Annotated in this window: 12 protein-coding genes and 1 pseudogene; 6 read left to right on the forward strand and 7 right to left on the reverse strand. The window is 70.9% G+C overall.

Features of this window, described 5'->3' with window-relative positions; translation table 11 throughout:
- Window positions 1–2: 2 nt before the first annotated feature.
- From ACIBF8_RS16010 to ACIBF8_RS16030, 5 genes are read right to left on the reverse strand one after another with little or no spacing between them, the layout of a single operon-like run.
- Window positions 3–1,538, reverse strand: a complete 1,536-nt coding sequence (locus ACIBF8_RS16010) for a CpaF family protein (protein ID WP_396783648.1) — start codon at window positions 1,536–1,538, stop codon at window positions 3–5.
- Window positions 1,528–2,328 carry a ParA family protein gene (locus tag ACIBF8_RS16015; protein WP_396783650.1) on the reverse strand — a complete coding sequence of 267 codons (801 nt, stop codon included), beginning with the start codon at window positions 2,326–2,328 and terminating at the stop codon, window positions 1,528–1,530. The genes ACIBF8_RS16010 and ACIBF8_RS16015 overlap by 11 nt, the downstream gene beginning before the upstream one ends.
- A 2-nt stretch (window positions 2,329–2,330) precedes the next feature.
- On the reverse strand, window positions 2,331–2,990 hold the full coding sequence (locus ACIBF8_RS16020; protein ID WP_396783651.1) for an SAF domain-containing protein: 660 nt from the start codon (window positions 2,988–2,990) through the stop codon (window positions 2,331–2,333).
- Window positions 2,987–3,919, reverse strand: a complete 933-nt coding sequence (locus ACIBF8_RS16025) for a hypothetical protein (protein WP_396783652.1) — start codon at window positions 3,917–3,919, stop codon at window positions 2,987–2,989. The genes ACIBF8_RS16020 and ACIBF8_RS16025 overlap by 4 nt, the downstream gene beginning before the upstream one ends.
- Window positions 3,913–4,479 carry a hypothetical protein gene (locus ACIBF8_RS16030; protein WP_396783653.1) on the reverse strand — a complete coding sequence of 189 codons (567 nt, stop codon included), beginning with the start codon at window positions 4,477–4,479 and terminating at the stop codon, window positions 3,913–3,915. Before ACIBF8_RS16030 ends, ACIBF8_RS16025 begins: the two co-directional genes overlap by 7 nt.
- A 766-nt stretch (window positions 4,480–5,245) precedes the next feature.
- On the opposite strand from ACIBF8_RS16030, the gene ACIBF8_RS16035 reads away from it, so the two are divergent.
- Window positions 5,246–5,938 carry a prepilin peptidase gene (locus tag ACIBF8_RS16035; protein WP_396783654.1) on the forward strand — a complete coding sequence of 231 codons (693 nt, stop codon included), beginning with the start codon at window positions 5,246–5,248 and terminating at the stop codon, window positions 5,936–5,938.
- A gap of 127 nt (window positions 5,939–6,065) precedes the next feature.
- On the opposite strand, the gene ACIBF8_RS16040 is transcribed toward ACIBF8_RS16035, so the two are convergent.
- The gene (locus ACIBF8_RS16040) at window positions 6,066–6,695 is read right to left on the reverse strand and encodes a phosphatase PAP2 family protein (protein ID WP_396783655.1); all 630 of its coding nucleotides are present in this window, start codon (window positions 6,693–6,695) and stop codon (window positions 6,066–6,068) included.
- A 169-nt stretch (window positions 6,696–6,864) separates the two neighbouring features.
- Here ACIBF8_RS16040 and ACIBF8_RS16045 point away from each other — a divergent pair, with 169 nt between their 5' ends.
- On the forward strand, window positions 6,865–9,264 hold the full coding sequence (locus ACIBF8_RS16045) for a glycoside hydrolase family 65 protein (protein ID WP_396783657.1): 2,400 nt from the start codon (window positions 6,865–6,867) through the stop codon (window positions 9,262–9,264).
- Window positions 9,265–9,298: 34 nt separating this feature from the next.
- Here ACIBF8_RS16045 and ACIBF8_RS16050 read toward each other — a convergent pair whose 3' ends face one another.
- Window positions 9,299–9,763, reverse strand: a complete 465-nt coding sequence (locus ACIBF8_RS16050; RefSeq protein ID WP_396783659.1) for a hypothetical protein — start codon at window positions 9,761–9,763, stop codon at window positions 9,299–9,301.
- Window positions 9,764–9,944: 181 nt separating this feature from the next.
- Between ACIBF8_RS16050 and ACIBF8_RS16055 the strand changes: the two are divergent.
- The 4 genes and pseudogenes from ACIBF8_RS16055 to ACIBF8_RS16070 form a co-directional block, all read left to right on the forward strand.
- A pseudogene (locus ACIBF8_RS16055) lies at window positions 9,945–10,065 on the forward strand (hypothetical protein); the annotation flags it as partial.
- A complete protein-coding gene (locus ACIBF8_RS16060) occupies window positions 10,021–10,530 on the forward strand; it encodes a low temperature requirement protein A (RefSeq protein WP_396783784.1) in 510 nt (169 codons plus the stop codon). The pseudogene ACIBF8_RS16055 and the gene ACIBF8_RS16060, both read left to right, overlap by 45 nt.
- Window positions 10,531–10,683: 153 nt before the next feature.
- On the forward strand, window positions 10,684–13,008 hold the full coding sequence (locus ACIBF8_RS16065) for a hypothetical protein (RefSeq protein WP_396783661.1): 2,325 nt from the start codon (window positions 10,684–10,686) through the stop codon (window positions 13,006–13,008).
- Between the two features lie 134 nt (window positions 13,009–13,142).
- Window positions 13,143–14,039: a GNAT family N-acetyltransferase gene (locus ACIBF8_RS16070; RefSeq protein ID WP_396783663.1), complete on the forward strand. Its 897-nt coding sequence runs from the start codon at window positions 13,143–13,145 to the stop codon at window positions 14,037–14,039.
- Window positions 14,040–14,134 lie beyond the last annotated feature (95 nt).

The raw sequence follows: 14,134 nt of genomic DNA on the forward strand, positions 1-14,134 counted from the left end.
GATCACCGCCGGGCCAGTCGGGTCTGCCGCGGCCGCCGCCACGCACCGGCGCCGGCCTCGACCCAACGGGTCAGCAGCCGCGCGTCGTAACCCACCCGCAGCAACTGGTCGCGGACCCGTTCCGGCAGGTGCCGGGGGACCGCGCGACCGTCCGGGCCGGGCCCGAAGACCGTGGTGGTGGTGATCCGACCGGCTTCGCCGGCCCCGATCACCTCCTCCACCTGCGAGACGAACCGGTGTTTGCGCCCACCGATCGCGGTCTCGTCCTCGACGGTGACGTAGACGATCAGGTCGAGCGCGTTGCCGGCCATCCGGCGGGCCTGGTCGACGGTCATCTCTCGGCCGTGCGCCAGAGCCAGCTCGACGATCCGTTCACCCACCCCGGCGGCGGTACGGGCGTGGATGGTGCACATCGACCCCCGGCTGGTGGTCATCGCCTGGAGCATCGGCACGATCTCCCGGGACCGCACCTCGCCCACGATGATCCGCAGGACGCCCATCCGCAGCGACAACGGGATCAGGTCGGCGATGGTCACCTCGCCGGCCGGACGACCGTCGAAGCCGCGTTCGCCGTGCCCCTCCCGGGCCTCGAAGCTCATCACCGCCCGGTGTCGCTCCCGGCGGCGGGCCGGGAGTAGCTCCCGACTCTCCTCCAGCAGCACGTACGGCTCGTCGGGCGGGATCTCGTTCATCAGTGCCCGGATGACCGTGGTCTTTCCGGCACCGGCCAACCCGGCGACCATGATGTTGAGACCGGCGCGCATCGCCGCGCGGAGGAAGTCGCGCAGCAGCGGGTCGATCATCTCGTCCAGGTCACCCCGGGCGCCCGCCAGGTCGTCGAGGCTGACGTCCAGGGTGTTGTGCTTGCGGATGACCGCGTACGGGCGGTGGCTGACCAGGAACACCGCGGCCAGCCGGCTGCCGTCGGGCAGTTGCAGGTCGAGGGTGGGCTTCACGGTGGACAGGGACCGTTCGGTCGCACCCGCCCGGCGGGCCGCCGCCTGGAGGATCTCCACCAACTCGGCGTCGCTGTCGGCGATCGGCTCGGCCCAGTCCACCCCACCGCCGTGCCGGGTGATGCGTACCTGGTCGCAGCCGAGGATGTGCACCTCCTCGATGGTGTCGTCGACCAGCAGCGTCTGTAGCCGGCCGAGCCCGACCAGTTCGGCGGTCACCTGGTCGAGCAGCAGCCGTTCCTCGCCGGCCGCCATCGGTGTGCCGGCCCGGCGCACCGAGTCCGCGTACGCGGCGACCACCGTGACGGCGAGTCGGGCCCGCTCGGTGTCCTCCTCGTCGACGGTGAACTCCCGGCCGCGCTGCCAGAGGGTGAGGCGTTCGGTGAGTTCCCGGCGCAGTTCCCGGACCACCTGGAAGTCCATCCGGGGTCGGGGTGGCGACTCCGGCGGTGCAGTGGCCGCGGGCGTCGGCTGCGGCACGGACTGGTGGTGCCGGCCGTTCGGCATGGCCAGTGGTGGCGCGGTGGAGGTCACCGCCGGTGACTGTTGCCGCGGATCGGCGGAGACCGGCTCAAACCGCATCCGGCACCCCCTGCTGCACGGGCCACGCCAACCGGGCGCGCCGCCGCTCCAGGAGCGCCCCGATCGGGACCTCCAACGCGGCCGCCGCGCGCATCAGCGGCCGTCCGGCCCGCACGGTCCCGCCCAGGGCGAGCACCCCGGCGGTACGCGGATCGTGCGGCAGCCGTGCGATGACTGGCAGTTTCAAAGAGCGGCTGATCTCGGCCCGTCCGTGCCCGTCGCCCACCAGCAGCAGCCGCAGGGTGCCTGGTGGCACCCGGTGCTCGGCGAAGTCCCGTTCGATCGCGGTGACCACCGCGCGGGTACTGGAGAGGTCCGGCAGCTGCGCTCGGGTCACCAGCAGCACCACCGAGGCGGCCCGCAGCACCGGCCACGGCGGCCCGGTCACGTGCAACCGGCCACAGTCGACGAGAACGTCGTAGCCGGGGGTGCCGCGGTCGAGCGCGTCGAAGTAGTCGGCGAAGCGCTGCCATAGCGGGGTGACGCTGCCGCTCTGGGCCGGGTCGACGAGGCCGGGCAGCAGCAGTCGTTCCCGGCGGGGTGCGTCCAGGTCGACCAGCTGTGACCAGAACGCGGTATCCAGGTTGCCGTCGCGCAACTCCCCGACGGCCAGCTCCCCGATGCCGCGCGGGCCGTCCAGTTGGCCGCCGAGGTATCCGGCGAGGATCGAGCCGCCGGCCGGGTCACATTCGGCCACCACGAGCCGTCGGTGCCAGGTCAGCGCGCAGGCCAGCGCCGAGGTGGTGACGCCGGGTGAACCCTTCGCGGACACCAGCGCGATGATCGCCATGCTCAGGCCGCCTCGGTCAGCACGACGGCGACTCGCTGCTGTGCGGCGAGCGCCACCACCGCGGGTACGTCACGGGTGAGGAGCGCCAGGTACAGGACCTTGTTGTCGTTGGCCGGGCTGACCATGTCGATGACGGTGGCGGAGAACCGGGTGCCGGCGGCGGCCGTGTCTCCGTCGGCTTTGTTGTCCGGAGTGCTGACCAGCAGGACCTTGTCTCCGGGGTGCAGTTCGCGGGCCGGCACCTGGGCGGTCTTCAGACCGAGTGCGATTTGCTGCTGGCCGGGGCCGAGCAGCGGATCGTCGGTGACCTGTCCCAGGGTGAGCAGCGTGCCCGGGACCAGCGCGACGGCGGCCCGTTTGCCGACCACCTCGTCGAGGCGTCCGGCGGGCACCGGGCGCAACCCCTGACCCCCGGCGACCTGCACGGTGATCAGATCGGCGGCGCTGATCTCCCGGCCCACCTCCACCGGTCGGGCCACCGCGAGATAGCTGCCGGTGGCTCGTACCGAGGTGACCGCGAACGCCGCGCCGAGCCCGCCGAGGGCGATCAGGAGGACGGCGAGACCGAGCAGACCCGGGCGGACCCGGCGCTGTCGGACCACCTTGGGCGGGTTGATCGGTGCGTCCACCGATCCGGTCCCGTTGCGCGTCGCGAGGCTCATCGGGTGACCACCTGGAGTTCGTTGATCTGGATCTGAACGATGCCGCTGTTACGGGTCACCAGGATTTCTCCGCTCTCGCCGCCACCGCGCCAGGTCACCTTCCAGTGGGTGGTCGCGGTGACCTCGTAGGTGTCGGCCTTCGAGTAGCCCTTGTCGTAGCCGCAGTCGGGGGACGTGAGGCCGGCGCGATCGCCCTTCGGGTCGTACGGGGTGCCGGGACCATCGCAGGTGACGTGCTCGTCGTTGCCCATGTCCCAGACGATCCGATCGACCTTCGCCTCGATCGAGACGGTCACGTCCCGGTCGGACGCGGATGCGGTCAACGGGCCGAAGTAGCTGGTGCTCGGCGCCGCCCACATCCAGACCGGCAGGCCGACCAGACCGGGGCCGACGCTCTTGCGGGGTGCCACCCTCAGCGGTGCCGGCAGCAGACTGATCGAGGCCAGGGCGCGACGAGCCAGTTCCTCCGGGTTGGGCGGCGCGCCGTAGCCGGCTGGCGGATCGTCCAACAGCACCACGGTCTGGTTGCCCACGTCGGCGCCGCCGTTGCACGTCTTCACGTACCACTGCTGACCTTCGGGCGCCTCGCCCTGCGGTTCGGCCAACTTGTAGTAGCAGCCGTCGCCGCTGTTGAACCAGCCCAGGTGCTCGTCGTAACAGGCGATGATCCGCCCGTTCCACTGGCAGGTACCGCCGCCGCCACCGCCGCCGTCGTCCCCGCCCCCACCGTTGTTCCCGCCGCCGCCGGGATCGCCCGGGTTGCCGGGTTCGTCGTCCCAGACGCTGCAGTCGGGTTGGTCGGGTGGGCAGCCCGCTCCCGGGTCGGCCCGGAGGGCGGCGGCGGCCGGCAGGGTCGCACCGGCCACCAGCAGGAGCGCGAGGCCGATCCCGGCGAGCGCCCGTCGGGTTGTCGCGCCCCGGGTCAGCATGGCTGGTCCCGGTGCGTCGTACCGGCGTTGATCAGCCAGCGGCCGTCGGGATAGCGGGTCGCGGTGGCGGTGGAGAGGTGTCTGCCCCCGCCGCTGCCCGGGACCGGGCGCTTGTCCTTGGCGTAGACCAGCCGGTAGCCCGTCGTGTCCAGGCAGTCCTGGATCTCCACGGTGGCCGGTTTCGCGTCCAGGCTGACGGCGATCACGGTCGGGTCGGACTTCAACGTCCCGGTACGCATTGCGCCGTGCTCCTTAGCGTCGCGAATGGACACTCGGACTCGAGTCAAAAGTGGATCAGCGAGAAACCGGGACAGTTCCGGCGCGCGTGGATCACTGCGCACGCCCGCCGTGCGCGAGGCCGCGAGATATCCGGAGTACGCGTCGAGTGCCGCCTTCTCGGCGGCTCGGCGTTCGACGTCGGGATCGGTGCGTTGTTCGTCGTCCGAAACTGCCGTCGGCCGTTCGACCGCCTCCCGTCCGCTGGCGCAGGCGGTGACCGGCACCGCCGCCCCGACTGCCAGCAGGCAGATTGCCGCTCGTCTGAGCTGCCGTCCGCGCACCGTCGAGCCTCCTCGTGGTCGCCCGAGGCGGTGACGGTTCACCGCCGACAGGCATGCGGAAGCGCGCCCGGATCAGCACATCCGGAGCCGTTCATTGCGCTTCTGCATTCACCGTTACGGATCTTTTACAAATGCGGGTCCTGTGTCGTCCGGTATTGGAGGTGAGGCTTGCGTCGCACCCAAGGGGCGAGCATAGGCTGACGCTCGCCGATGCAACAGAGGCAATTCATGTGAACACTCAGCGTGATGACAGGTGGTGGTGGCCGGTGTCCGCACTGCGCCTCGGGCAATGGGCGAGCGAAAGGTCGTTATTGGTGGGGTGCCGCCGGGGCGGATGGGCTCGCCGGAGTCCCGCCACCGGTGACGGGAGTGGGACATCGCGGTCTCATCCCGGCATTCGACCGGTGCCGCCGACCGGTCGACGGGTCGCCTCGCCCGACTCGATAGCAGTCGAAAACACCCTGGCGGGGTCGGGCCGGCAGGTCGCTTTCTGCGCCATCCGCTACACCACTGCCAGTGCTCAATCACGATCCGTGTTCACCACTGCGGGGATGCGGCTGGCCGCACGGGCGGCGACATGGCGCTGACCGGCCCCCCGACGGCCGTACCCGGCCGGGAAAACCCGCCCGACCGGAGCCCGGCACCCCCGCCGTCCGGTGGTCCGACGAGGGGACCCGCCCGCCCGGCAGCGCCCGCACGGGAAGACCACGGACCGCCCGCTCCCGGCTCGGTGCGCGCCCGGGTTTCGACCCTGTTCGCGATCCTCATGATCAGCCCGCTGATCCGGATGGCCGCGCTGCGCTACGCCGTACCCCCGGGCCTGCCCAGCCGGACCGGCTGCGACGCCTGCGCCGCGCCGGTCGGCCTGACCCGGCCCTGGCCGGCGTTGGGCCCGGCGGCCCGGTGCGGTCGCTGCCGCGCCCGGGTCGGCCCACCGCCAGGCACGGTCGAGGTGGCCCTGCTCGCGGCGGCGGTGCTGCTGGCGCTCACCGGCCCGCCGGGCGGGGCGCTGCCGGCGTTGATCTGGTGGCTCGGCTGGACGGTTCCGGCGGTCTTCGTCGACCTGGCCGTGCACCGGTTGCCGGATCGGCTCACCCTGCCCGGGGCGGCCGGGACCTGGCTGCTGCTGGGCGTGGCCGCGCTCGACGCCGACCCGGGGCACTGGCTGCGCGCCGTCGTCGCCGGTACGGGACTGGCGCTCTTCTTCGCCAGCACCGCGTTGCTGCTCGGCCGCCGCGGCTTCGGGCTGGGTGACGCCAAGCTGGCGCTCAGCGTCGGGGCGCTGCTTGGCTGGTACGGCTGGCCGGTGCTGATATTCGGGCTGCTGCTCGCCTTCGGGCTGTCCGCCCTGGTGAGTCTGGGCCTGCTGGCCACCCGCCGCGCCAGTTGGAGCACCCACCTGCCATTCGGCCCGTTTTTGCTGCTCGGCACGGCCGGCGCGCTCCCCTGGGCACTCTGACCACCAACCCCGCCCCCGCTCCGCCCTGCCCCTGCTCCGCGATCTTGCACTTACTGTCCCGACATAAGGGGTATCCCACTCAAATCGACAACCGAAAGTGCAAGATCGGCGGGGCGGGGTCCGCGGGTCAGGGGCGGGAGCGGCTGGCTAGTTTGGCGAGCGGGTTGTCGGGGTTGTTGGCGCGGCGGCGGAGCAACTCGGTGGTTGGTCGGGCCAGCAACGGGGTCGCCACCACGGCGACCAGCGCACCGAACAGCACGCCCGCGATCACGTCGTGCGGATAGTGCACGCCCACGAAGACCCGGGAGAACGCGCCGAGCGCCGCCAGGGGCAGTGCGACCAGGCCGAGCCGGCGGGAGAGCAGCAAGGTGGTGACGGCCAGCGCGCCGGCCACGGTGGAGTGGTTGCTGGGGAACGACCAGTCGCCCGGGGGTGGGCAGGCGCCCGCGATGATCGCCCGGCCGATCGTGCGGCACGGGCGGTCCTCGTCCACCACGGTCTTGAACCATTCGCTGCCCGCGTACGCCAGAAGAGTCGGCACCGGCGCGATCAGGGCGAGTGCCCGGTCGTGCGGGCCGCCGGACCGGCGGCTCAGCGCGGCCATCAGCAGCAGCGCGCCGAGCAGCAGGATCACCCCCTCGGTGGCGTGCCCGACGAACCACCGCACCGGCTCTGGGCTGCCGGCGGCGGCGTCGACGACGTCGCGGTACCACTCGGCGCTGATCTCCGGAACGTCCATGCTGCCGTTGTCGACCATGCATCACCTCACTTCACGTTCATACCCTGTTCACCTGGCAGACACCCTAGGAACACGGCAGCGGGCACCGCTGCCGTCGAAGGTCGAGCGGTATGCGCGACCTTCGTCCAGGATTCGCACAGCCGGCTCTGGTTGGCTGTTCGAGGACGTCGGCATCCCAGGAGGCTTCGTGCAGACCGGTTCGGCCACCGATCAACCGCCGCCCACCGCCGCGACGGCGGACGACGAGACCTGGCGGATCCGGCGCACGGCGGCCGACCTGGACCGACTCGGCGAGACAGAGTCGATCTTCGCGTTGGGGAACGGGTGGATCGGCTGGCGCGGAGTGCTCGACGAGGGCGCCCCGTGCGGGATGCCGGGCAGTTACGTCAATGGCTTCCACGAGCGGCGCGAGCTGCGCTATCCCGAGGAGGGGTATGCGTTCCCGCTGGCCAGCGACACCGTGATCAGTGCCCCGAATGCCGCGCTGATCCGGCTCTGGGTCGACGACGAGCCGCTGGATCTCCGCACCGGGACGCTGCGCAGCCACGAACGGGTGCTCGACCTACGCGCCGGCGTGCTGCGCCGGGAGACCGAGTGGATCTCACCGGCCGGGCGGGGCGTGCGCGTCCGCAGCACCCGGCTGGTGTCCCTGCCTCGTCGCCCGGTGGCCGCCGTCCGATACCAGGTCGAGCCGTTGGACACCGCCGTCGAGCTGCGGGTCTGCTCGGATCTGCTGGCCAACGAGAAGGTGCCGGAGCGTTCGGACGACCCGCGGGCCGCCTCGGTGCCCACCGACCCGCTGACCGCCGAGACGTACCATGCGGCTGGCCTCGACGGCGTGCTGGTGCACCGCACCGAGCGCAGCCGCCAACGGGTCGCGGTCGCGGTCAGTCACCTGCTGGAGGGGCCGGGCACGGTGACCACCACCGGTGACTGCACCCCCGACCGGGTACGGCTGACCGTGACGGGTCGGCTGCACCCGGGGCAGCGGATCCGGCTGACCAAGTTCGCCGCGTACGAGTGGGCGTCGGTCGACGCGGCACCCGCCGACGAGCTGGCCGCCCTGGTCTCCGCCGAGGCGGACGCGGCCCGCGCGGACGGCTTCGACGCCCTGCGCACCGACCAGCGCGCCGCCCTCGACGCGGCCTGGCAGGTCGCCGACGTGCAGCTCGATGGCGACCCGGAGCTTCAGCAGGCCGTTCGGTTCGCGATGTTCCACCTGATCCAGGCCGGCCGCCCGGACTCCCACCGGACCATCTCGGCCAAGGGGTTGACCGGAAACGGCTACGACGGGCACGTCCTCTGGGACACCGAGAGTTACGTCCTGCCGGTGCTCACCTACCTGGCCCCGGCGGTGGCCCGCTCGGCGCTGAGTTGGCGGCACGCCCACCTCCCCGAGGCGCGGGAGCGGGCCGCGGAGCTGCGGTTGACCGGCGCGACCTTCCCGTGGCGCACCATCGGCGGCCGGGAATGCTCCGGCTACTGGCCGGCGGGCACCGCCGCGCTGCACGTCAACGCCGACATCGCCGACGCGGTGCTGCGCTACCTGGCGGCCACCGACGACCAGCGGTTCCTGACCGAGGCGGGGCTGGAGCTGCTGGTGGAGACCGCGCGGCTCTGGCACGGCTTCGGCCACTGGTCCGCCGAGGGCGACTTCCACCTGCCCGGTGTGACCGGGCCGGACGAGTACGCCGCGCTGGTCGACGACAACGTCTTCACCAACCTGATGGCGAAGCGCAATCTGCGGGGCGCGGCGGACGCCGCCGAGGGACATCCCGAGCTGGCCGGCCGGCTCGGCGTCGACGGCGACGAGGTGGCCGGGTGGCGGGCCGCCGCCGACGCGATGGTCGTCCCGTACGACCGTGAGCGGGGGGTGCACCAGCAGGCCGCCGGCTTCACCGAACAACCCGAGTGGGACTTCGCGAACACCGGCGACGACGACTACCCGCTGCTGCTGCACTTCCCGTACCTGGAGTTGTACCGCAAGCAGGTGGTCAAACAGGCCGACCTGGTGCTCGCCATGCAGCTCTGCCCCGGTGAGTTCACCGCTGCCGAGAAGGCTCGCAACCTGGCCTACTACCAGGCCCGCACGGTCCGCGACTCGTCACTGTCGGCGGCCCCGCAGGCCGTGCTGGCCGCCGAGGTCGGGCACCTGGATCTGGCGTACGACCTGTTCGCCGAATCGGTCCTGCAGGACCTGGCGGACCTGGGCGACAAGACCGCCGACGGGCTGCACCTGGCCTCGCTGGCCGGTGCGTGGCTGGCGCTGGTGCAGGGCTTCGGCGGGCTCCGTGACGACCGCCGGGTGCTCTCCTTCGACCCCCGGCTGCCGCGCCGGATCGACCGGCTGGCGTTCAGCCTGCGCTGGCGCGGCCACCGGCTGCGGGTCACGTTGACTCCGGCCGAGGCCCGCTACGAGCTGCCCGACGCCGCCGGAGATGTGGAGATCGAGTTGTGGCACCACGGCGAGTCGCTGCGGGTCACCGGTGCCGAGCCGGTCACCCGACCGATGCCGCCGGTGCCCGACCCCGGGCCGGAGCCACCCTCCCCACCCGGCCGCCGCCCCACCCGCCGCTCGGTCGGCTGAGGTCTCGGCCGGCTCAGGTCGTTGCGGCGCCGCCTCAGGTCGGCGCGAGACCGCCGGCCATCCGCTCGCGGACAGCCTCCAGGGCCTCGAAGGCGTACGCCCAGTTGTGACACTTGAAACTGCGCAGACCGTCGATCGCGGTGTGACAGTCGGAGCAGCGGACCCCGGCGATGGCATCCGGGATCTCGGTGTTGACGTACTTCCGCTCGCCCAGGATCACCGTGGCGATCATGGCCTTGTCGTGCAACCCCGACAGCGCCGAGGAGACGATGTCGTACCAGGTGATCCGCCGGCTGCACTTGGGGCAGTCGGGCTCGTCGCCACTGACCCAGAGCGGGGCGCCGATGCTGCGCGGCGGCATGCCGAGCAGTTTCTCCAGCCGTCGGACGTCCGACTCCGGGGTGGTCCAGCGGTGTCGGCCGGGCAGTGATGCGGGCGAGTCGTACACGGCGCGGAACAGGTCGTGGTCGACCTGCACGGTTTCGCGCTGAGCGGTCATCGGCGTCCCCTCCTCGTTGAGTCGGTGCCCCCACCGTGGTCAGCGGTGACCATGGGCGCAGCCGGATCAACGACACGAGGGGCCGGCGGGTCGTCGCTTTCGCAGCTGACCGCTTTCGCTCCGGTGGCCGGCCTCGGGTGGTACGACGGACGCAGGGCGTGCGCCAGCGGGAGGAGCGCCGATGGCGAGCAAACCCGAGCGGCTGCTGCGGGGCGGTGACTCGCCGCTGAGCGCCTCGTTCTTGGAACTCTTCTTCGATCTGGCGTTCGTGCTCGTGCTCAGTCAGTTGGCCACCCACCTGCTGCACGACCTCAGCATGGTCGGCGCGCTGCACATTTCTGCTGGTCTTCACCATCGCAGTGCTGATCGGTCTGCTCTACGTCACGCCCGCCGGCCAGCGCCTCAACCCGGCCATCGAGCGCGCCGATCCGGCCCGGCTCGGCGTGATCACCGGTTACCTGCACCTGGTGATGATCGCCGGGCTGGTGGTCACCGCCGTCGGCGCCGAGTTGAGCATCGCCCACCCCCTGCGGACCGGTGACACGGCCGCGGTCGTGGTCATCCTGAGCGGCCCGACGCTGTCGCCACGAGCGAACCCGCTGACGGCCGGAATCAGCTCCGACCACCCATCCACCGGATGGCCTGATTCAGATCACCGCTTCATCTCTTGTTCCGCCATCCGTGGTGCCCGAGGTGCTGCTCACACCCGTCAGCGCGATTCCACCGCCGAATTTGAGCAGACGCGGACAGGGGGTCTCCTGCCATGATCTTGCCGCCGCCCTAGTGCAGGGCGACAACGAGGAGGAGCCTTGACCCACCATCATCGACGCCGGTGGCTCCGGACGTCGGGCCCGAGAAGCCTGAGCGGAGCCCGGGTCACGCGGGCCGCGCTCAGCGTGGCGATTGTCGGCAGCCTGTGCGTGGGGTTGTTGGTCCCGGCCGGCGCGGCCCAGGCCGCCGAGGAGAACACGTACCAACCGACGGCCACCATCGAGCCACAGTTGCGCGGCTACGTCGACCGCGCCACCCCGGACAAGACCTTCCCGAACCCGTCTGGTGACCTACCGGTCGGAGCCACAGTCGATCCGAGCGGGAAGCACGTGACCCGCTCCTACTTCACCTTCGACGTCGCCGCCCTCCGAGGCAAGCAGATCATCAGCGCCACTCTCGCGGCCAACGAAACGCAGGCGAACGACTGCGCACACCGCGCGGTCGAGGTGTGGGTCACGGACCCCTACAGCGAGGACTCGCGGTGGGACTATCAGCCGGCCCAGAAGTTCCGGGTGGCCAGCGCTGGCGTGCCCGAGTCGGGTTGCGCGGTGGCGGAGGCGCAGTTCGACGTCGCCAAGGCGCTCACCTGGGCGGCGAAGAACGACCAGGAGACGCTCACTCTCGCCCTGCGGGTGGCCGGTAACAAAGAGACCGACGAGCGGTACGGCCGGCGGTACGCCAGCAGTGCGACCCTGACCGTGCACCACAACACGCCACCGCCCCGGCCGACCGACCTCGCTCTGGGTGGCCGCCCCTGCGCGACCTCGGCGCCGGGCCTCTGGTTACCGGCGACAAGCACCGACATCTACGCCGTGCTGCCGGCCGACGCCGACGGCGTGGAAGAGGACAAGCTCGGACGACTGGCAGTTTGGCCGGTCGACGATGAGAGCCAGCGTCAGGAGCGGGTCAGCCGGACCTACTCACACTGGCCCAACGTCAGCTTCTCCACCTACTACCTCGACCTGAGCTTCGAGCAGGGCCGGACCTACGCGTGGCAGCTCCAGGCCGACGACGGCGACGCCACGTCGCCATGGACGCGGACGTGCTACTTCACCGTCGACACCACGGCACCCAGCACGCCCACCGTGACCTCGCCGGAGTATCCCAACGCCGACCAGCCGACCGGTGACGTCGGCCTCGCGGGGAAGTTCACTTTCACCGCCAACGACGACGACGTGGTCGCCTTCCGGTGGGGCCGGTACTGGCCGGACAGCGACGTCAAGGCCGACCGTCCGGGTGGAACGGCGACGATCACCCTGCGACCGGAGGAGGCGGGCCAGCAGTACCTGACGGTGCAGAGCGTCGACCGGGCCGGTAACACCTCCGACGTCAATTACTACAACTACTGGGTGCGGGACACCCGGCCCGCGGTGGAGTCCTGGCTCTACACGCCCTGGGGCGCCGCCGGCGGGATCGGGGTGCCCGGTGAGTTCCGGTTCACCAGCAGTCAAGAGGGCGCGACCCGGTTCATCTACCAGGTCAACGAAGGGGCGAACCAGACCGCTCAGGTCGCCCCGGAGGAGTCGACCACGGTGACCATCACGCCCAGCGTGGGTGGCCTGAACACGCTGCGGGTGCGCACCCGCGATGCGAGTGGCGTGCTCAGTGCGTGGCGTACCTACACCTTCACCGTCGACACCGCACCCAAGGTGCAGTTCGACGGGGACCTGATGATGGGGAAGGTCAGCACCGTCTCGCTGAGCCCGGGCATGCCCGACGTGATCGAGTACGAGTACTGGATCAACGACGAGGCGGAGAAGACGACGGTGCCCGCGTCAGCCGACGGAACGGCGAGCTTCACGTGGGTGCCCTCAATGGCGATGTGGCCACTGGAACTGAAGGTACGCAGCCGCACGGCGGGCGGCGCCTTGTCGGCCGCCGCGGAGCCGTACGTCCGGCCCGACGAGGTGAGCCCGGAGGTCACCGGTCCCGAACAAGGCAAGCCCGGGCAGCCGATGACCTTCACCTTCACCTCCCGGATGCCGGGCGTGACGGAGTACGTCTGGTCGCTGTCGCCGAATGAGGAGAAGCATGTCCTGCAAGCCGGGCCGGACGGAGTCGGCCGGCTTACCTGGACCCCGACCGAGGACGGCAGCTACTACCTCGGGGTGCAGGCCCGCAACGCCACCGGCGCGCTCTCCGGCGGTTCAGGGATCAGCTTCTACGTCTCGAGCGCACCGCAGGTGAATTCCACGGTCTACCCCCTGTGGAGGACCGGCGGCGGTGTCGGCGTAGAGGGCACCTTCGACGTTCAGCCACAGATGCCGAACGTCACCGAGTACGTCTACCAGTTTCAGGTGAATTTTCGGAGCGGACCGGAGACCACAGTCGCCGCCGGGGCGGACGGGAAGATTTCTCTCAGCTACACCCCGACCCAATCCGGCTACCACACTCTGAAGATCCGTAGTCGGAGCGCCGACGGCACCCTGTCGGGCTGGAACGAGCACACCTTCATCGTCGACTGGGACAACTGACCAGGTCCGCTGCGTGCCGCCGGCCTACGGCGGCACGCAGCGGTGGTTCCCAAGCGTGAAGGAGTGCATTGCCCGCCATCGCCATGTCGGTGGGTGGTAGTGCCGCATTCCTATACCTGACTAAAGTCAGGTATATGGACTCGGCTCTCATCGCCGCCGTGCGGCGGTTCAACCGGACGGTCACCCAACGGGTGGGTGCGCTCGACGACGAGTACATGACCCAGGGGCGCCCACTGGGGCAGGCCCGGCTGCTCTGGGAGATCGGCCCCGCCGGCGCCGAAGTCGCCGCGCTACGGGCCCGGCTCGGCCTGGACTCCGGATACCTCAGTCGACTCCTGCGCACGCTGGAGAACGACGGCCTCATCACCGTCGGACCGGCCGACCAGACCGGCGCCGACGGCCGGGTACGCGTCGCCACGCTCACCGACGCCGGGCGAACCCAGTGGGCCGACCTCGACCAGCGCTCGGACGACCTCGCCGCCTCGATCCTCGAACCACTCACCGACCACCGCCGCGAACGGCTCGTCTCCGCCATGGCCGAGGTCGAACGGCTGCTCATCGGGTCGATGGTCGTCATCGAGCCGTGCCCGCCGAGCGACCCGCGAGCCCGCGCGTGTCTGCGGGCCTACGCCCGGGACATCACGCGACGATTCGACGACGGGTTCGACCCCACGCTGAGCAACCCGGTCCATGACGAAGCGCTCGTTCCGCCCAACGGGGTGCTCCTGCTCGCCACCCTCAACAGCGAACCGATCGGGTGTGGGGCGGTCAAACTCCACCGCGACGCACCCGCCGAGATCAAACGGGTGTGGGTGGCCGACACCGTACGCGGGCTCGGCGTCGGGCGGCGGCTGCTGGGCGAGCTGGAACGGTACGCCGCCGAGCGCGGCGCGACCGCGGTCCGGCTGGACACCAACCGCAACCTCACCGAGGCGATCGCGCTGTACCGGGCGACGGGCTACCGGGAGATCGAGGCGTACAACACCGAGCACTACGCCCACCACTGGTTCGAGAAGCACATCGGGCAGTGACGGCGCGGAGCTGCTTGATCGCCTATTTAGGTATTGGCGAAGGTTGTCGCACGTCACCAGTCGTGATCTTGTCGACCCGGCCCCGCTGCGGCAGG

Source organism: Micromonospora sp. NPDC050276 (assembly GCF_044459545.1).
GTDB lineage: Bacteria > Actinomycetota > Actinomycetes > Mycobacteriales > Micromonosporaceae > Micromonospora.